This is a genomic window from Streptomyces sp. NPDC023541, from assembly GCF_055559995.1.
The window spans coordinates 54,308-73,431 of sequence record NZ_JBVHJO010000013.1 but is presented as its reverse complement, the minus strand read 5'-3'; the positions used below and the strand labels follow the sequence as shown (position 1 = coordinate 73,431).

The 19,124-nt window shown below is 71.5% G+C and carries 16 protein-coding genes; 9 read left to right on the top strand and 7 right to left on the bottom strand.

Features of this window, described 5'->3' with window-relative positions; all coding sequences use genetic code 11:
* Positions 1–106: 106 nt before the first annotated feature.
* From ACZ3X1_RS27830 to ACZ3X1_RS27820, 3 genes are all read right to left on the bottom strand, one after another.
* Positions 107–580 (bottom strand): DUF1360 domain-containing protein, encoded by a 474-nt coding sequence (locus ACZ3X1_RS27830; protein WP_467281376.1) that lies wholly within the window; start codon positions 578–580, stop codon positions 107–109.
* Between the two features lie 421 nt (positions 581–1,001).
* Positions 1,002–2,015, bottom strand: coding sequence for an SPFH domain-containing protein (locus ACZ3X1_RS27825; RefSeq protein ID WP_467281375.1), 1,014 nt, complete (start codon positions 2,013–2,015; stop codon positions 1,002–1,004).
* 2 nt (positions 2,016–2,017) lie between these two features.
* Positions 2,018–2,449, bottom strand: coding sequence for an NfeD family protein (locus ACZ3X1_RS27820; RefSeq protein WP_362632195.1), 432 nt, complete (start codon positions 2,447–2,449; stop codon positions 2,018–2,020).
* A 261-nt stretch (positions 2,450–2,710) separates the two neighbouring features.
* Between ACZ3X1_RS27820 and ACZ3X1_RS27815 the strand changes: the two genes are divergently transcribed.
* A complete protein-coding gene (locus tag ACZ3X1_RS27815; protein WP_467281374.1) occupies positions 2,711–3,115 on the top strand; it encodes a hypothetical protein in 405 nt (134 codons plus the stop codon).
* Positions 3,116–3,127: 12 nt separating this feature from the next.
* Here ACZ3X1_RS27815 and ACZ3X1_RS27810 read toward each other — a convergent pair whose 3' ends face one another.
* On the bottom strand, positions 3,128–3,562 hold the full coding sequence (locus ACZ3X1_RS27810; protein ID WP_467281373.1) for an SPW repeat domain-containing protein: 435 nt from the start codon (positions 3,560–3,562) through the stop codon (positions 3,128–3,130).
* Between the two features lie 252 nt (positions 3,563–3,814).
* Between ACZ3X1_RS27810 and ctaD the strand changes: the two genes are divergently transcribed.
* The 6 genes from ctaD to ACZ3X1_RS27780 all read left to right on the top strand — a co-directional run bounded on the left by ctaD (position 3,815) and on the right by ACZ3X1_RS27780 (position 12,924).
* Entirely contained in the window at positions 3,815–5,554 is a 1,740-nt protein-coding gene (ctaD, locus tag ACZ3X1_RS27805; protein ID WP_390078119.1) for an aa3-type cytochrome oxidase subunit I, read from the top strand.
* Between the two features lie 13 nt (positions 5,555–5,567).
* Positions 5,568–5,906: a hypothetical protein gene (locus tag ACZ3X1_RS27800; protein ID WP_390078117.1), complete on the top strand. Its 339-nt coding sequence runs from the start codon at positions 5,568–5,570 to the stop codon at positions 5,904–5,906.
* A gap of 458 nt (positions 5,907–6,364) precedes the next feature.
* Complete coding sequence (locus ACZ3X1_RS27795) at positions 6,365–6,907, top strand: cysteine hydrolase family protein (RefSeq protein WP_467281372.1); 543 nt, start codon at positions 6,365–6,367, stop codon at positions 6,905–6,907.
* Positions 6,908–7,263: 356 nt separating this feature from the next.
* Positions 7,264–8,703, top strand: a complete 1,440-nt coding sequence (locus ACZ3X1_RS27790; protein ID WP_467281371.1) for a M20/M25/M40 family metallo-hydrolase — start codon at positions 7,264–7,266, stop codon at positions 8,701–8,703.
* A gap of 189 nt (positions 8,704–8,892) precedes the next feature.
* On the top strand, positions 8,893–10,674 hold the full coding sequence (locus ACZ3X1_RS27785; protein WP_467281370.1) for an N-acetylglutaminylglutamine amidotransferase: 1,782 nt from the start codon (positions 8,893–8,895) through the stop codon (positions 10,672–10,674).
* Between the two features lie 57 nt (positions 10,675–10,731).
* Positions 10,732–12,924, top strand: a complete 2,193-nt coding sequence (locus ACZ3X1_RS27780) for a prolyl oligopeptidase family serine peptidase (RefSeq protein WP_467281440.1) — start codon at positions 10,732–10,734, stop codon at positions 12,922–12,924.
* Between the two features lie 682 nt (positions 12,925–13,606).
* On the opposite strand, the gene ACZ3X1_RS27775 is transcribed toward ACZ3X1_RS27780, so the two are convergent.
* The 3 genes from ACZ3X1_RS27775 to ACZ3X1_RS27765 form a co-directional block, all read right to left on the bottom strand.
* Entirely contained in the window at positions 13,607–15,886 is a 2,280-nt protein-coding gene (locus ACZ3X1_RS27775) for a catalase (protein WP_467281369.1), read from the bottom strand.
* Between the two features lie 85 nt (positions 15,887–15,971).
* The gene (locus ACZ3X1_RS27770) at positions 15,972–16,451 is read right to left on the bottom strand and encodes a hypothetical protein (protein WP_467281368.1); all 480 of its coding nucleotides are present in this window, start codon (positions 16,449–16,451) and stop codon (positions 15,972–15,974) included.
* Positions 16,452–17,060: 609 nt separating this feature from the next.
* Positions 17,061–17,243 (bottom strand): hypothetical protein, encoded by a 183-nt coding sequence (locus ACZ3X1_RS27765; RefSeq protein ID WP_030660954.1) that lies wholly within the window; start codon positions 17,241–17,243, stop codon positions 17,061–17,063.
* A gap of 166 nt (positions 17,244–17,409) precedes the next feature.
* Between ACZ3X1_RS27765 and ACZ3X1_RS27760 the strand changes: the two genes are divergently transcribed.
* Positions 17,410–18,525, top strand: coding sequence for a glutamate--cysteine ligase (locus ACZ3X1_RS27760; RefSeq protein ID WP_467281367.1), 1,116 nt, complete (start codon positions 17,410–17,412; stop codon positions 18,523–18,525).
* 97 nt (positions 18,526–18,622) lie between these two features.
* Positions 18,623–18,832 (top strand): hypothetical protein, encoded by a 210-nt coding sequence (locus ACZ3X1_RS27755; protein ID WP_362632218.1) that lies wholly within the window; start codon positions 18,623–18,625, stop codon positions 18,830–18,832.
* Positions 18,833–19,124 lie beyond the last annotated feature (292 nt).

Below are 19,124 nucleotides of genomic sequence, written 5' to 3'. Positions count from 1 at the left end.
TCCGCTCTTCGCTTGGCCGGCGGCGCAGCATGCAGGCGGGAACCGGGCGCCTACCCGTCACCTGGGCCTGACCCGCGCCACGGAACCCCGCGCCACGGAACCAGGCTCAGTGGCCGGCGCGTTCGGACAGCATCGAGTGCCCGTACTGCAGCGCGTCCGAGACGGTCAGGGCGGTCAGTGCTCCGGTCACCGTGCTCGTCGCCTCGGGCCAGACGGCCCGGGCACCGGTGAGGGTGGTCACCAACCACACGCTCAGACAGAAGGGGCAGCTCATCAGCTCGCCCGCGGTCTTGCGACCGGGCTCCTCGCGCGGGGACTCGTTGAGTTCCGCCGGAGCCCCCGCGCAATCCACGCGCGTGAACGGGGCGCGCAGAGGACGCGTCACGGTCGCCTTCCCGATCAGGCGACTGAGGCGGAACGCGGCCGTTGCGGTGAGCAGTAGATCCCAAGGACGGGGCGGGGCCGGACGGGGGCGCGCGAGCCGCTGGCGCAGCACGATCCAGCCGCCCGTGTACGCGGCGAACCCGAGCATCGCCGCCCCGTGGCCGCAATGGGTGCGCAGACCTTGGATGGACCGCATCTCATCGCCTCGCTCCGCCCCTCGGGCATTCGTGCACTCGTGTGGATCGGCGGCACCGCTGTTGCTCAGGCGCTTACCCGGCTCCCGGCGGGACACGCGTCGGACGCCGAGGCGGTGCGGTGGTGTGGCGGCGCGCCGGTCGTGCAGGCGCCGGGCACGAGGGGCGGTCCCGGCCGTTCCCCATACCTCCGTGCTCATCCACGCCGCACCCCCATGAGGTGTGGGCCGTGCTCGCCGACGCCTCGCGTTCCGCGGACTGGGTGGTGGGCACCAGCGAATCGCGCACCGCGGGCGGCCTGTTGCCCCCACTCGGGTCGGCCCTGGAGTGCACCGCAGGATGGGACCCTGGTCGGCCTACGGCACCACGGTCGTACGAGGGTGAAGGCCCCGGACGAACTGGCACTGGAAGTGGCCGGCGGCCTCACGCCGGCGGTCGGGAAGTGGGGTCGGCTTCGGCCGCGTCCGCGAGGGCTTGTGCGGCGGCTGCGGCGGCTTGTGCGGCGTCGTCGGCGGCCTGGTTCGCCCTGTCCTCCGCGGGCCCGTCCTGGGTGGCCTGCGACGGAGGCAGCACTTCCTTGAAGGCGCGGCTGACGGTCTGGAGCGCGGAGGTGACCTCGCCGGGGATGATCCAGAAGGTGCTGCCCGGTCCTTGGGCGAGCTGGGGCAGCGCCTGAAGGTACTGGTAGGCCAGCAACTTGGGGTCGGGGTCGTTGCGGTGCACCGCCTGGAACACCTCGTCGATGGCACGGGACTGGCCCTCGGCCCGGAGGATCTCCGCCGTGCGCTCACCCTCCGCACGCAGGACAGCAGACTGCTTGTCTCCTTCGGCGGTGAGGATCAGAGACTGCCGTTGCCCCTCGGCTCCCAAGATGGCGGCGCGTTTGTCCCGCTCCGCTCGCATCTGCTTCTCCATCGCGTCCTTGATCGACTGTGGCGGATCCACGGCTTTGATCTCCACGCGATTGACCCTCAGGCCCCACTTGCCCGTCGCTTCGTCCAGCACGCCGCGCAGTTGGCTGTTGATGGTGTCGCGAGAGGTCAGGGTCTTCTCCAGGTCCATCGATCCCACGACGTTGCGCAGGGTGGTGACGGTGAGCTGTTCGACCGCCTGGAGGTAGCTGGCGATCTCGTACGCCGCGGCCCGCGGGTCGGTGACCTGGAAGTACAGCACGGTGTCGATCTCGACGACGAGGTTGTCCTCGGTGATGACGGGCTGGGGTTTGAAGGAGACGACCTGCTCCCGCAGGTCGATCACGGGATACACGCGGTCGATGTAGGGGATGACGACGTTCAGGCCGGGTCTCAGGGTGCGGTGGTAGCGGCCCAGCCGTTCCACGTTGCGGGCGCGAGCCTGAGGCACGATGCGCACGGCCCGCACCACGGTGAAGACGGCGAAGACCGCGAGGATGACGCCGGCGACGACCCAGGCTTCCATGGTCACTCCCGGGGATAGACGAATGCTGTGCTGCCGCTGATTTCCACCACGTCGGCGGTCGTTCCGGGAGGGATCACCAGCGTCTCGTCGTAGGCCCGAGCGGTCCACTCCTCGCCCCCGATGCGGACCCTGCCGCCCTGCGCGGACACCTCACTGACCACATAGGCCGGCTTCCCCACCAGTGCCTCCACGCCGAACCGCGCCTCTGGGCGGGGCGAGAGGCGGCGCAGCGCGAGGGGGCGCACGAAGACCACGCTGAGCGTCGCGACGCCGGCGAACACCAGGAACTGCCACGGCACGGGAAGACCCAGCGCGGCGGCCGCGGCGGTGACCGACGCGGCAGCGGCGAGCAGCCCCAGGGCGGCGGTGAGGGTGAACACCTCCGCGACGGCCAGCACCGCCGCGGCGATCAGCCACATCAACCAGGGCTCCACGAAGGCCCTCCTCACGTGAGCGAACGGAGACGTGCGGGCACGCTCCGCTCCGTTTCGCATGGAATTTACCCATTTGGGCCCATAGGAACCCGATATCCGCTCGGGGCGCGACCCTAGGCGACGAATCCTCCACCGAGGCCCGTCCTGCGAGTGGCCATGGGAGGGCGTGGCACGGGTAGGAGCACGGTGGCGGAGGCCGGTCCTCGGCCCCCCGAAGCGGACCGGCTGGGAGGGGTGGCGACGAGCAGCGGAGGGCAGCGCATGCCGTGGGCGTTCAAGACGGTCGGGTTCCGGGGGACACCGGTGGGCGATCTGCCGCTCCTGGTGTTCGCGGGTGGCGACGGCGACGAGCAGTCGGTGCACGAGCAGCTCACGAGGAAGGGGCTGGGGCCCTTCCCCGCCGATGTCGCAGAGTTGCTGCGGCCCGCGACGGCTTGGACGGCGGTCCTGCAGGACGGCGCCGTGGTCGTCGCCCACGGCGGAGTCGAGTTCTACCGTCCTCCGCCCGGGCTCGTGCCGGAGGCCTGGACGGAGATGGTGGTCGCCACCGGACGCGTCGTCGTGGTCTGGCTCCCCGGAGCGGACCCGCCCGACGACGAGCAGGTCCTCGCTCTGCTGCGGCAGGGCGCCGGCCTGTGGGGAACCGCCGTCTTGGCCTCGTCTTGACGATCCTGCCGATCAGGGAGCGGCGTCAGCGCCTCGCGCCCGCCGGTCGGCACGCATGATCAGCAGGGAGATCAGCGAGGTCACCACGAGCACGACTCCGACGGCGATGTCGAGGACCCGGCTGCCGTTGTCGACGGCGGCGTTCTGCAGCCCCAGTACGTACGGAGAGGCGATCATCCACAGGCCTGCCAGGCCGATGACCGCATCGGAGCGCCAGGTGCTGCCCCGGTAGATCCGAAGGCCGACGACGAACATCAGGATCCCCCCGACCACAGCCTCGTTGACCTGAGCGTCCTTCGCCCCGTCGTGGGTCGCCATCGGAAAGATCCAGAGGGCGGCAGATGCGGCGAACATGACCAGTCCGATCACTTGGTCGTGCATGCCCTGACGGTAGGCATGGGCCTGGCGCGCCGGGACCGGAGCGTGGTGGGAGTGGTAGGTAGCCATGGCATCCTCCTGACCGTCGCCTACCCCTATCGCCGACCGTAACGCCCCTCATGGCACGTGAGACGGCGCCGCCGCCGTACCCGCCCCGTGCTCGTTCGCACGCACCGGTTACATCGCGTGAGCCAACCGGGTCACTGCGCGGCTGCCTCATAGCCCATCGTCACTTTCCGTAGTACATCTGTAAGCCGCGCGTAAGAGACTTTCCGGTACGGCGCGTGATGTGACCCCGTGTCTGACGCAAAGGAATCGTCCATGGCGACATCCACCGAGCCCGTCACGCCGATCCCGGTGCCGGGCCGTTCATGGGGGAGCGTGGTCGTCACCTGGCTGACGACAACCGACCACAAGAAGATCGGCCACCTGTACCTGATCGCCTCGTTCGGCTTCTTCGTCATCGGCGGCGTGCTCGCGCTGCTGCTGCGCGCGGAGTTGGCGCGGCCCGGTATGCAGATCATCTCCAACGAGCAGTACAACCAGGTCTTCACGCTGCACGGCACGATCATGCTGTTGTTCTTCGCCACACCGACCTTCGCCGGGTTCGCCAACGCCATCATGCCGTTGCAGATCGGGGCGCCCGACGTGGCCTTCCCGCGTCTGAACATGCTGTCGTTCTGGCTGTTCCTGTTCGGTGGGATCATCGTGGTGTCCAGCCTGTTCACCACGCAGGGAACGGCCGACTTCGGCTGGACCGCCTACACACCGCTCAGTGGCGGCGAACGCACCCCTTACGTGGGCGGCGACATGTGGATCATGGGCTTGGCGCTGTCCGGCTTCGGTACGATCCTCGGCTCGGTCAACTTCGCCACGACCATCATCTGCATGCGCATGCCTGGCATGACCATGTTCCGGATGCCGATCTTCACCTGGAACATCCTCCTGACCTCGGTGCTGGTGCTGTTCGCCTTCCCCGTCCTCGCCGCGGCACTGCTGGTCCTGGAGGCCGACCGGCGTTTCGGCGCGCAGGTGTTCAACCCCGAGAACGGCGGCGCGCTGCTGTGGCAGCACCTGTTCTGGTTCTTCGGACACCCGGAGGTCTACATCATCGCTCTGCCGTTCTTCGGGATCGTCACCGAGATCTTCCCCGTCTTCTCCCGCAAGCCGCTCTTCGGCTACCTCGGTCTGATCGGCGCGACGGTCGCGATCTCCGGGCTCTCACTGACCGTGTGGGCGCACCACATGTTCGCCACCGGGGCCGTGCTGCTGCCGTTCTTCTCCTTCATGACGTTCCTGATCGCCGTGCCGACCGGGGTGAAGTTCTTCAACTGGATCGGCACGATGTGGAAGGGGTCCATCTCGTTCGAGACGCCGATGCTCTGGTCGATCGGGTTCCTCGTGACGTTCCTTTTCGGTGGCCTGACCGGCATCATCCTGGCCTCCCCGCCCATGGACTTCCACGTCACCGACTCCTACTTCGTGGTGGCGCACTTCCACTACGTGGTCTTCGGAACGGTCGTCTTCGCCATGTTCGCCGGGTTCTACTTCTGGTGGCCGAAGATGACCGGCACCATGCTCGACGAGCGCCTCGGGAAGATCCACTTCTGGACCCTCTTCTTCGGCTTCCACATGACCTTCCTCGTCCAGCACTGGCTCGGTGCCGAAGGCATGCCCCGCCGCTACGCCGACTACCTCGCCGCGGACGGATTCACCGCCCTCAACACCCTCTCCTCGATCGGCGCCTTCGTGCTCGGCCTCTCCACACTGCCGTTCTTCTACAACGTGTGGAAGACGGCCAAGTTCGCGCCCCGCGTGCAGGTGGACGACCCGTGGGGCTACGGCCGCTCCCTGGAATGGGCCACCTCCTGCCCCCCGCCCCGCCACAACTTCGTCACCCTGCCCCGCGTACGGTCCGAGTCCCCGGCCTTCGACCTCCACCACCCGGAGATCGCCGCCTTCGACTACGCCGGTGACCACAAACGCGACGTCGTCGACCAGGACAAGGCCTCCGCTCCCCGAGGGTCCCTGCGCGGCAAGGACCCGGAGCAGCCCCGATAGGCGGGGGTCCGCGATGAGCGACCGCCCGAACGAGACGGCGGCCGGGCTCGCCCGGATCGAGGGGTACTTGATGAGCCAGGCGGCGCTGAGGCAGGCCCGAGAGCAGGGCGAGGCGTTCGCCCGCGCACTCACCTGGCTCGGCGCCGGCGAACAGGAGGAGATCAGCCGCCGGTTCGCCGAGCACCATCTGGACCTGCGCAAGGAGATGCTCGCGGCGACCGTGGCGCGTGCTGAGGAACTCAAAGCGGAGTACACGCACCGCTACGCCTGCCTGCGCCGAAGGGTCACCGGCCTGGCCCTGGCCGCCTTCGCGCTCTGCACCTGCGCGCTGCTGCTCCTGTCCCGTCTTTGAGGGGCCGCGAGGCCGGAGGAATGTCGTCCTCGCGCTCAAGCGTCGGGCGCGCCCGGCTCTCCTTCGATCTGCTCCTGGGTGATGATCTGCAGCTCGTTGGTGCGCTCGTTGCGGATCCGGTAGACCGCGTGCGGCCGGGATCGCGCACTTCCTCGATCCGCCCCCGGTGCGGGTCCTCACGGCCGTCGCGGTAGGTCACCCGGTCGTTCCCGGCGGGAACCATGATCTCCTCCTCGGAAACGGGGTCCGCCGGTCGCCGCCCCCCGACCGGTGCGCCCTGCGAAGCTGGTCAGCCCCGCCGAGAGCGGGGCTGCGAGATCCGTCTGCCCGGGACCGGACCTCCCACACCTGCCGCGAGCCACCGATTCCTGCGCCGCGGGAGCAAACAACCTGGGGGCCCGGGCTGCCACAGACTGGGAAGAGACCGCGCGGAGATCGAGACGAAAGGCGGCGGCCCCATGCCCTCTACGGCACTCATCGTGATCGACATGATCAACACCTACGAGCACGAGGACGCGGAGGTTCTGGTGGCCTCCGTCCGAGAGGCGCTGCCCGGCATCGCGACCCTGATCGAGCACGCCCGCGCCAGCGCTTCGCCGGTCGTCTACGTGAACGACAATTTCGGCGAATGGCGCTCCCACCACGGCGAAATCCTCGATGCGGCCCTCGCGGGCCGCCACCGGAGCCTGGTGGAGCCGGTCGCCCCGGACGAGAACTCGCTCTTCGTGGTCAAGGCACGGCACTCGATCTTCTTCGAAACCCCGCTGGCCTACCTGCTCGGCCAGCTGAAGGCGGAGCGTCTGGTCCTGTGCGGTCAGGTGACCGAGCAGTGCGTTCTCTATTCGGCGCTGGACGCCCACATCCGGCACTTCGACGTCGTCGTGCCGGACGACGCGGTGGCCCACATCGACGCGGATCTGGCCGACGCGGCCCTGCAGATGATGAGCCGCAACATGTCCGCCGACGTCTGCACGGTGAAGGACGTCGAGTTCGACGGCTGACCGGATGCCGACGGTCCCCGGCGGGGTGAGGCCGCCGCCGCGCATGAACCCCCGGCACCGGGGCAGGTGCCCCGGGCACGCGGAGCGCGCGCGAGACGAAAACCGGTACGAGCCGGCCGATGACCCCGAGAGGTGGAACATGACCTCGAACCGAGCGGGCGCAGGCCCTGCGGACACCTGTGCCGACGGCCAGGACCGGGCGACTCCCTGGACTGACTTCCAAAGGGTCCTGGCCCAGATGTTCGATCTCCTGGAAGGCGCCCGCCAGGGCGACGCAGCCCCCGTGCCGACGAGGACACCCCGCCGCACGCGCGGTACAGGCGGCGGCAAGCGGTGAAGACGCGGCCGCGGCGACGATGAACGCCGAGCACGACGCCGAGCACACTGCAGACGCCGTGCACGGCCAGGCGCTGCCCGGCCGGAAAGAGGTGGCGGACCTGGCGGAGTGGGTGGGCATCGCGTCGGTCTCCTCCGACCCGGACCGGGCCGACGACGTACGCGAGTCCGCCCGGTGGCTGGCCGGCACCCTGCGCCGCGCCGGCTTCCTCCGGGCGGAAGTTTGGGAGACGGACGGCCTCCCGGCTGTGTACGGCTGCCGGCCGGCGGCCGATTCCGACGCACCGGTCCTGCTCGTCTACAGCCACCACGACGTACACGCCGTCGACCCCTCCGAGTGGCGGATCACGCCGCCCTTCTCCCCGCTGCGTGACGGCGATCGCCTGTACGGGCGGGGCGCCTCCGATGCCAAGGGGCAGGTCATGTGCCACCTGTGGGCTCTGGGCGCGCACACGGCCGAGCGCGACGCCCCCGCTCCCGCCGTGACCGTGAAGTACCTGGTCGAAGGCGAGGAGGAGATCGGCTCGGTGCATCTCGCCGACCTGCTGTCACAGCATGCGGACGACCTGGGGGCGGACGTGGTCATGGTCTCCGACTCCATGCTCTGGTCGTTGGACGAACCGGCCGTCTGCGGCGTGGTCCGCGGATCCGTCACCGCGACCCTCACCGTCCGCGGCGCGCGGCGTGACATCCACAGCGGGGCCGTGTCAGGCGCCGCCTCCAACGCGGCCTTCGAGCTGTGCAGGGTGCTGGACCTGCTCACCGACGAATCGCAGCGGATCACCCTGCCCGGCTTCTACGACGCCGTGGCCGAGCCCGCCCCGGCCCTGCGCGCATCGCTGGACACCCTGCCCTTCGACCTCTCGGCCTGGCGGGCCGAAACCACTACGTTCGCCGCTCCCGGCGAGGCCGGGTTCTCGGTGCCGGAACGCCTGTGGACCCGCCCCTCCGCCGAGGTCGCCCGCCTCACGGCGGGCCGTACGGACGCTCCGGCGCTCGGACTCATCCCGGCGGCGGCGAGCGCGGACCTGCTGTTCAGGCTCGTGCCCGACCAGCGGGCCGACCGGGTCGCCGACCAGCTGCGCGCCTGGGTGGAGGGACACCGCCGGCCGGGATACACCTACGACCTGGACGTCTCCTCGACCATCTCGGACCCTTACCGGACACCCCAGGAACATCCTGCCCTCGCCGCGCTCCACCGGGCGGTCGGGCATGCGTACGGGGCTCCGGCCCGGCCCATCGGCAACGGAGGGGCGACCCCTGCCGCGCAGCTCGCCAGGGCCTGCGACGCGCCCGTGCTCTTCTTCGGAACGGGCCTGCCGGGGGACCGCTGGCACGGCCCCGAGGAGCGCGTGGAGATGCGCGCGCTCAGCCTCGGAACACGTGCGCTGACCCGGTTCCTCGGCGAACTGGACGCCGGGCCCGGCAGGGCCGGGCCGCGCCGCACCCGCCTGCGGTGAGCGAGACGTCCGCTTGAAAGCCCCAGGTGCGGGCAGGCGCGGGGTATGTCGATCGCCCGTTCGGACCGGCTCGCACGTGCCGGCTGAACCGGCACAGGAGTGTAGAAGCATGAAGTACGCGACCTGGTCCTCTGAGAAGAGCGGGGTCACCCGGGCGCCCCGAGGTGCCGACGCATGGGGAGGTGCCCCGTGTGCGGCCTGAGCGGAGAGGTGCGGTTCGACGGCGGGCGCCCCGATCTCGCAGCCGTCGAACGCATGACCGATACGATGGAGCCGCGGGGACCCGACGGCAGAGGGATCTGGTCGCAGGGGGCGGTGGCCATGGGGCACCGGCGGTTGCAGATCATCGACCTGTCGGAGCGCGGCGCCCAGCCCATGGTCGACGCACAGCTGGGCCTCACGGTGGTCTTCAACGGCTGCATCTACAACCACCGCCAGTTGCGCGCCCGCCTCGAAAAGCTCGGGTACCGCTTCTTCTCGGACTCCGACACCGAGGTCGTCGTCAAGGCGTACGCGGAATGGGGCCGGGAGTGCGTCGAGTTCTTCGTCGGCATGTTCGCCTTCGCCGTCGCCGAGCACCACACGGGCCGTGTCGTTCTGGGCCGTGACCGGTTGGGCATCAAGCCCCTCTACCTCACCGAGGACTGCGACCGCCTCCGCTTCGCCTCCTCGCTGCCGGCCCTGCTGGCGGGCGGGGGAGTGGACACGTCCATCGACCCCGTGGCCCTCCACCAGTACCTGAGCTGGCACGGCACGGTGGTCGCACCCCGCACGGTGCTGGCGGGCGTACGGAAGGTCCCGCCGGCCACCGTCCGGGTCGTCGAGCCCGACGGCACCAGCCACGACCACTGCTACTGGCAGCCGTCGTACACCAGGCGTTCAGAGCTCGGGGACGACCCCGTGCTCTGGCGGGAAGCCGTGCACGAGGCGCTGCGTACGGCGGTACGGCGGCGCACGGTCGCCGACGTTCCCGTGGGTGTGCTGCTGTCCGGCGGTCTGGACTCCAGCCTGATGGTCGCCATGCTCGCCGAGGAGGGACACGACGACGTCCCGACCTTCGCCATGGGCTTCGAGGAGGAGAACGGCGAGGACGGCGACGAGTTCCGGTACTCGGACCTCGTCGCCCGCCGGTTCTCGACCGACCACCACCAGTTCCTGATCCCGTCCGACCGGCTCCCCACGGCCTTGGAGGCCGCGATCGGCGCCATGAGCGAGCCCATGGTCAGCCACGACGCCGTGGCCTTCCACATGCTGTCCGAACAGGTCTCGAAGGAGGTCAAGGTCGTCCTGTGCGGCCAGGGCGCGGACGAGGTGTTCGCCGGCTACCACTGGTACCCGCAGATCGCCTCGGCCCCACGGGCGGGAGCGGACGACGCCTACGCCCGCGCGTACTTCGACCGGACCCACGCCGACCTCACCGCCATGATCCACCCGGATTTCGCCCTCGGCCGCGACGCGTCCGCGGACTTCGTCCGGCGCCACATGGCCACCCCCGGAGCCGAGACCGCTCTCGACGCCGCTCTGCGCATGGACGTCCACGCACTCATGCCGGACGACCCGGTCAAACGGGTCGACAACATGACGATGGCCTGGGGGCTGGAGGCCAGGGTGCCGTTCCTGGACCAGGACCTCGTCGAGCTGGCGGCGGCCTGCCCGCCGGAGCTGAAGCTCGCGCAGGGCGGCAAGGCCGTGCTCAAGGACGTGGGACGCGCGGTACTGCCCCGCGAGGTCGTCGACCGCCCCAAGGGCTACTTCCCCGTTCCGGCGGTGCGCCACATGGCCCGGCCCGTACTGGCCCGGGTACGTGACGCCCTGACGGCCCCCGAAGCGCGCCGGCGCGGGATCTTCGACGAGCGACTCGTGGACGAGCTGCTCGCGGCGCCCAACCGCCACCGCGCCAGGCGCGGAGCCAACACCTTGTGGCAGGTGGCGACGCTGGAGATCTGGCTCCAGGCGCACGGCATCCGGTGAAGTGACGGGACCGAGTGGTGGGAACACTCAGGAAGCGGAAGCCTGGGAGAGGTGGCCATGCCCCTGGAGCGGACGAACTCGGTGGATGAGGCACTCGGTACAGCGGGCGGGAAGGTGGCGGCCCCGGGCACAGGGGGGCCCGAGGCCGCCCCGGCACCCGTACCCGTGCGGATGCCCGACCACCTCAGCGCCGACCCGCCCACCCTGCTCACCGCCCACGGATGCTGGTATCCCTCGGCCGACCCCACCGGTGAGCACGTGGCCTTCATCTGCGACCGGGCCGGCGTCCCCCAGCTGTGGAGCGGGCCCGCCCGGGGGACCGATGCCCATGTCCTGGACGGCGACCCCGATCCGGTGACCGAGGTCTCCTGGTCGCCCGACGGGCGCTGGATCGCGTACACCTCGGCGCCCGGCGGCGGGGAGCACACCCGCGTGTTGGTGGTGCGCCCGGACGGAACCGGCCGGCAGGTGCTCGCCGGAGCCGAGCCCGGGAGCTCCGCACACCTCGGATGCTGGACCCGCGACGGCACCGCCCTGGCCGTCACCGTCGCCCAGCCCTCCGTGTCGGGCGTGGAGCACGCCGGGGCGGGACACCTCCCGTCGGACGTCGACGGTGTGCCGGCGGCCGGCGCGCGGGGCCCCGGCGCGGCCTGGTCCGAACGCGGGGCGACCGCGACCCTCCTCGGAGGCGTGGCGTCGCATCCGGCCTCCCCGCCCCGCGGCCGGGCGTCGTCCGTGCACGTGAGGGGCGGCCCGGTCCCGGACCTCGGCCAGGTCCGCGGTGGCGGGCTGGCCGCCTACCTGGTCGACCCGGACGGCGCGAACGCACCCGTCCTGCTGTACGGCGAAGAGGGAGCGGCGTCGCTGCGCGTGTGCGACACGAGCCCGGACGGCCGCTTCGCGCTCGTCCGCCGCGGTCCGCGGGGCCGGCGCGAGGCACTCGTCCTCGACACCGCCTCCGGCCGCACCACCTTCTCCCTGCACGTCGCCGACGGAGACCCCTGGATCGGGCGGTTCTCCGCCGACGCGCGCACCGTGTGGCTGCGCAGCGACACCGACCGCGAGTTCGCGGCGCTCCTGAAGGTACGGCTGGACGAGCAGGGAGCGGGCCCGGCCGTGTCCGTGGCGGCCGAACGCGAGGGGTCCGCCCTCGACCTGCTGAGCGTGCCCGACCACGGACGGTGGGCCCTCCTCGCCTGGAACGTGCACGGGGCGACCGAGCTGGAGAGCGTGGGCCTCCCTCTGGCCGACGAGGAAGGCGGCACCGGACCGCGACACCGGCCGGTCCTGCCGCACGAAGTCGTGACCCGCATCGCGCCCCTGGAACGCGGCGGCCTGTTCGCCGCGCTCGCGGGCTCCGGGCGCCGGCCCGGCATCTGGGAACTCGACCAGGGCCTCGTGCCCGCGCGCGCCGGCTGGTCGGCCCGGGACGAGGACGCGGTGCCGCCCGGGCGGCCCCCCGTACGCCCGGTGCCCCTGCGCTGCCGCGCCCGGGACGGGCTGACGCTGGGAGGCTGGTACTACCGGGCACCCGGCCGGGAACCGGGCCGGCCCGCCCCGTGCGTCATCCACCTCCACGGCGGCCCGGAGGAACAGGAGCGGCCGGTGTTCAGCCCGCTCTACCACGAGCTCCTCGGCAGGGGCCTGGACGTGTTCGCCCCCGACGTCCGCGGCTCCTCCGGCTGGGGGCGGTCCTTCGTGGACGCCGACCTCGGCTCCGGCCGTTTCGCGGCGATCGACGACGTCGCCGACTGCGCCGCGCACGTGGTCGCGCTCGGCTACGCCGACCCCGTGCGGCTCGGGGTGATGGGCCGCTCGTACGGCGGCTACCTCACCATGGCCTCCCTCGTGTGGCATCCGGACCTCTTCCGCGCCGGCGTCGCCGTCTGCGGGATGTCGGACTTCGCCACGTTCTTCGCCGGCACGGAACCGTGGATCGCCCAGTCCGCCACCGCCAAGTACGGCCACCCCGAACACGACCGGGAGCTGCTGCGCGCCCTGTCCCCGATGAGCCGCATCGATCAACTGCGCGCTCCCGTGCTGGCCGTCCACGGCGAACACGACACCAACGTGCCGCCGACGGAGTCGGAGCAGTTCATCCGTGCGGCACGCGGACGCGGGGTGCCGGCCCGACAGCTGACGCTGCGCGACGAGGGCCATGAGTTCCTGCGGGCGGACAACAGGCGGCTCTACCGGCGGGCCGCCGCGGACTGGCTCGAGCGGTACCTCGGAGGCGGCCCGGCCCCCTGACGGCCCGGGTGCAGCGGCCTTGTGCCCTCCGCCCGGCGGCTTCTGCGGCCCCCACCGGCGCTGCGTCAAGCCTGATCACAGGCTCGCGCACCGCCTGCGCCGGGCGCGGCGCCCGGAGCAGGCCGCGGTCGTGCGGGTGCCTGCCACGATGATTCGCCGGGGGGGTCCCACCGCGCCGAGCACCGTCCGATCCGGTGGTGCACCCGCCGTCGCCGAGTGGCCGCCCCGCGCCGCTTGCCGTCTCCGCGAGCCGGGCTGTACCTCTCGGGCTGCGGCGGAGTCGCGGGAGGGCCCGCTCGCAGAGGCGCACAGCGTCCCGGGCGCCGTCCACCCGCACGGCGGACGCTCCGCAGCCCGTCGGGAGCGCGGCGGCCGGGCCGGCCGAAACCCCGGCGGCGACCACCCGGCGGGGGACCCGGCGCGGGCGCGGGGCCCGTTGCCGGTGTCCTGTCCTGGCGTGCGGCCGACCGGTCCGGCCCCACCCGGGCGCGTCCGTCCGTGGTGCGGGTGTACGGGGCAGTGGCCCGGGCGGAGGCCTCCCGACCGGCCGCGCTCAGAAGTGCCCGGCGGGTCGCCGGGCACCCGGCACCCGGCACCCGGCACCCGGCACCCGGGCGGCCGATCGGGCCGGCCGCCGGGCGGCCCGGTTCCGTGACGGCGCGCCCGGGCGGGGCCCGAAGTGTCACATCGCGGCGGGGAAGCGTTCCCAGACGCGGTGCGCCGCGAGCAGTTCCATGAGCCGGGGCAGTCCTCGGGCACCGTCCGTGACGATGACGCCCGGTTCGCCGACGGAGATGCCGGCGGCCTCGAAGAGGGCTTCGGCCCCATCCCAGCCGGCGAGAACTTTGCCGTGCCGGTACGCCTCGGTGAGCAGTGCCAGGACGCGCGGGTCGCCGACGGCGGGGCCGGGATCCGCCGCCTTGGCATCGCGGGCACCGTAGGCGTCGGCGCCCGCTGCGGGTGCACCCGCGAACACCAGCGCGTCGAATTCGACCGAACGGGCCGTGGCGAAGGTGCGCTGGACGGTGACCGGGTCGCCGTCGGCGCCCAGGACTCCACCGGCAGAGGCGATGACCAGGGGCACCATGCCGGCGGCGAGGACCGCCCTGCGGACCTCGTGGATGTGGGCCATGTCGACGGCCTGGCCGGCGACGATGCCGACGGTGCGACCGTCCACGGGCCAGGTGCGGCCGATCTGGGACAGAGCGGGACTGGGGCGGACGTCCGCGAGGGGTTCGGTGGGGGCCGGAACCGGCAGCCCGAGTCCGGCCGCCACCTGGGCGCACAGCTCACCGTCGACGTTGGCCAGCACGGCCAGCGTGCGTTCCTTGACGGCCTGCTCGTAGCACTTGGACAGCTCGAAGGTGTAGGCGGCGATGATGTGTTCGCGTTCGACGGCGCTCATGCTGAGCCAGAACAGGCGGGGCTGGGAGAAGTGGTCGCCGAAGGACGCGGGCGCCTCGCGGACCTTGCGTCCGGCCGGGACTTCCACCGGCACTTCGATGAACGCCCCGGTGTCGGCGCCGGCGAAGAAGGGGCAGCCGCCGTCGAGGCTGTTCGGCTTGTAGGGGGCCACGCCGCGGTGCACGGCCGTCTGGTGCATGCCGTCCCGCAGCATGTCGTTGACGGGCGCGTGGGTGCGGTTGATCGGCAGCTGCGGAAAGTTGGGCCCGCCGAGCCGGGTCAGCTGGGTGTCCAGGTAGGAGAACATCCGGCCGGCCAGGAGCGGGTCGTCGGTCGCGTCGATGCCGGGCACCAAGTGGCCGGTGTGGAAGGCGACCTGTTCCACCTCGGCGAAGAAGTTCGACGGGTTGGCGTTCAGCGTCAGCAGCCCGACCGGCTTCACCGGTGCGAGCTCCTCCGGAACGATCTTCGTCGGGTCGAGGAGGTCGATGCCCTCGAACGTCTGGTCCGCTGTGTCGGGAAAGGTCTGGATGCCCAGCTCCCACTGCGGATACGCGCCGGACTCGATGGCGTCGAAGAGGTCGCGGCGGTGGAAGTCGGGATCCACCCCCGCGAGGATCTGCGCCTCCTCCCACACCAGTGAGTGCACGCCCAGCTTGGGCTTCCAGTGGAACTTCACCAGCGTGGTGACGCCCTGGGCGTTGACGAGACGGAAGGTGTGGACTCCGAAGCCCTCCATCATCCGGTAGGAGCGGGGGATACCACGGTCGGACATGTTCCAGAGGGTGTGGTGGGTGGCTTCGGTGTGCAGGGAGACGAAGTCCCAGAACGTGTCGTGCGCGCTCTGGGCCTGCGGGATCTCGCGGTCCGGGTGTGGCTTGCCGGCGTGGATGATGTCGGGGAACTTGATCCCGTCCTGGATGAAGAACACCGGGATGTTGTTCCCCACCAGGTCGAAGACCCCCTCCTCGGTGTAGAACTTCGTGGCGAAGCCACGCGTGTCGCGCACCGTGTCGGCCGAGCCGCGCGATCCGAGCACGGTCGAGAAGCGCACGAAGACCGGTGTCTCGGTGTCCCGGGCGAGGAACGCCGCCTTGGTGACCGCCTGCGCCGTGCCGTAGGACTGGAAGACGCCGTGCGCGGCCGAGCCGCGCGCGTGGACCACGCGCTCGGGGATCCGCTCGTGGTCGAAGTGCATGAGCTTCTCGCGCAGGTGGTGGTCCTGCAGCAGCACCGGCCCGCGGGGCCCCGCCTTCAGGGAGTGGTCGCTGTCGTACAGCCGCGTTCCCAGGGCGGTGGTGAGGTACGCGCCGCTCTGCGCGACCCGGGCATGGTCCGCCCCGGTGGGCTGACCGGTCGGGCCGACCGTCTCGGGACCGCTCTGGTCCGCCTTCGGTGGCAGCGGCTCCACCGGCTCGACGGGTTCGCTCAGCTGCGGCGAGACGGGTCCGGGCTTGCCGGGGACCCCCTCCTCGGGACCCTGGGCCGCTGCCGGGTCGCCGTGCAGGACATCCGCGATCTTGTCTGCGGCCGCTTTCATCGGATTCTTCTCTGACATCACATCTCCAGACACGGGGGACGGTGCCTTACAGGTGTGACCCTCAGCCGTGCATTCGAAAACGAGCACTGCTCTGTGCGGGCTGTCACTGCCGGTCCGGGGCGTCGGCGCCGGACCGCAGATCGTCGGGGCGGGCGACGTGGTCGGGGTGGCCGACGGTCCGGCGGGCCTCCTTCATCTTTGCTTCGTAGAGGTGCTGCCTGCCCGCCGCCAGTGCCCCGACCGCCTGCCGTTCGAGACTCCTGAACGGCTCGTAGTACGTGCGGTCGTACGCCTCCACGATCTGGAACGTCCAGTGGCCGGGGATGACGTTGCGTCCCAGGATGTCCTCCTCCACGCGTTCGGCCCACCCGTCGTGTCCGGCCGCCCTCAGCAGGCTGACCGCGCGGTCCAGTTCCAGATCCGCCGTGCCCGTCAGCTGGTGGAATCCGTACAGGTGGCCGCGGGCGCGTTCCACCGTCTCCAGTGCCTTCGACAAGGACCCGAGGGCCTCCACCGTGAGGTCGCTGACTCCGTCGGGGCGTTGGTGTGCGTGCTCGGGGCCGCCGTCATCGCGTCGCGTCATAATTCGGCAGTGCCCCGCCCGACCGCCCGCATAAGCCTTTCGGCCCCAGGGTCGCCCGAAGGTACCACTCGTGTCCGACCGTCCCCCTTGGTCCGGCAGACGCCCGTGCGACCAGCGCACCGCGCGCGCTGCGCCTGCGGCAGCCGACCTCTGCCGGCGGGTGCCGAGCAGTGCGCAACGGAGGGGAACGCTGCATCCGCCGCCGGTGAACGCCCTGCGATCCACGCGGTCGCGAACACGGCCGCCGCCAGGTGTGAGAGCGACGGGGCGAAGCCGGGATGGGCCTCCTGGGGTTCCGGGGCGGGGGCGGGCGCGGGGTGATCGGGGGTGGCGACGTGGTGGGGAGGACGCCCACGCGGCCAGTCCGCCGCCCCACATGCAAGGGGTGCAGCCGCGGTTGCACCAGGATCCCGCCTCCCCTTCCGGCCCGGCGCCGCAGAGCCGGGCCCCGGGCCACAGGGCCGACGCTCCGGCCCACCGACAGGGGGATCAGCACCCGCTTCAGGCGCTCGCGCCCCCGTAAGAGCCGGACGAATGCGCGCAGCCGCAGGTCGTAGAGGCAGACCCGAGGAAACGCCGGGGGAGCGTCCTTCGGGGGGTGGGCCCCGGTCAGCGCCTGCGGCCGCGTCCGCGGGCCGCCCAGCCGTGGCCGATGCCGGCGACGTGCAGCGCGAGCGCGGCGAGACCGATCAGCATGAAGTTGGTGGAACTCAGCACGTCGTTGGTGGCGATGCCGGCCGCGTTGATCAGGAACGCGATGAAGAACAGCACTGCGGCGGTGATGCCGAGCATGTCCATGCCCCTTTCGGTAGGTGACGGCCGTGTTCCCCGTGCGGGCCGGATCATGAGCCGCGCCCGGGGCGGCGCCAACGGGCCGCCCCGTTCGGGCGCGGCGGCATGGTCGCGGGGGGTCGGGGCAGGTGCGGGGCAGATGACGACTAGATCCACAGGTGGCGATATGCGAAGCGTAGGCGTGGAAGAAGAGCTGCTGCTCGTGGACGCGGACAGCGGTGCCCCACGGGCCGTCTCGGGGGCGGTCCTGGCGGCCGCGGACCGGCAGGCGTGGCAGCAGCTCGGCACCGGCGGCGGGCCGGACCACGAATTCGAGAAGGAACTGCACAAGGAACAGCTGGAGTTCGCCACCAAGCCGATCACGGAGATGGGCGAGCTCCACGAAGAGATCGTCCGAATCCGCGGCGAGGCGGCCCGCCACGCCGCGAGTGCTGGCGCCGTGATCGCGGCGGTCGCGACATCGCCCCTGCCCGTGCAGCCGTCGCTCAACGCCGGCCGCCGCTACCGGTGGATTGGCGAGCAGTTCGGACTGACGGCGCAGGAACAGCTGACCTGCGGATGCCACGTCCACGTATCGGTCGCCTCGGACGAGGAGGGTGTCGCGGTCCTGGACCGCATCAGGCCCTGGCTGGCCGTGCTGATGGCGATGAGCGCCAACTCCCCCTTCTGGCAGGGCGAGGACAGCGGGTACGGAAGCTACCGCAGCCGGGTGTGGAACCGGTGGCCCTCCGCCGGCCCGGTCGATGTCTTCGGCTCCGCCGACCGCTACCACGAACAGGTCCGCGCCATGATCGACACCGGGGTGCTGCGCGACGAGGGCATGATCTACTTCGACGCCCGCCTGTCCGCCACCTTCCCCACCGTGGAGGTCCGGGTCGCCGACGTCTGCCTGGACGCGTCCACGCCCGTACTGCTCGCGGCGCTCATCCGCGGCCTGGTCGAGACGGCGTCCCGCGCCTGGCAGGACGGGCAGCCCCCGCCCCGGATCGGTACGGGTCTGCTGCGGCTGGCCTCCTGGCGGGCCGGTCGCTCGGGCCTGGACGGGCCACTGCTGCACCCCGAAACCATGCGGGAGACGTCCGCCGAGCAGGCCGTCGACGCCCTGTACCAGCACGTGCGCGAGGCGCTGAAGGACCACGACGACGACGAACGGGTCCGCGAAGCGATCGCGCAGCTGCACGAACGGGGCAACGGCGCCCGCACGCAGCGACGGCTGCACGCCGACGGGCAGAGCCTCGGGTCCGTCGTCACCCGGTGCGCGGAGCTGACGATCAGGCCGTGAGAGTGCGGGGGCGGCGCCGGGGCAGACGCGAGCCATGGTGATGTCGACGGTGATGTCGACACAACGGTGATGTCGACACAGAGGATCGGAGCGCGTGATGAGTGAGCAGAGGCGGCAGCACGGCCGGACCCCCACCCCGCCCTCGCAGGCACCCGGCGAAAGCGGGGACGCAGAGGCCCGCAAGGAAGCGGACGAAGCGGCGCTCGCCGAAACGAACGAGGGCGAGGCCGGAGACGCCCTGACCCCGAACAGCGGTGCGCAGCGCCGGGCCGCCGAGAAGACCGGAGACGCCGGCATGCCCGAGTAGCGGATTCCCCGTAGGGGGCTCTCCGAACGCCGTCGGACGCGTGGCTCCCGGTGGAGGATGGTTCGCAACCCCGGAGCCGTAAGGCGGCCCGGACGGCGTTCGCGCCCGGCGCGCCGTCGACCCCGTCGCCAGGGTGGTGCGGCCGCGGAGGCGAGGTAGAGCCGTTCGCCCTCGCTGCCCGCGCTTCTTCGCGGGGCGTCGGGACCCCATGGGTCAGCGGCTCCACCAGTAGTGCACGGGCGGCGAGCCCCTCCACTGCACCGCCGTCCTCGGCCTGCTCGGACCCGATCCC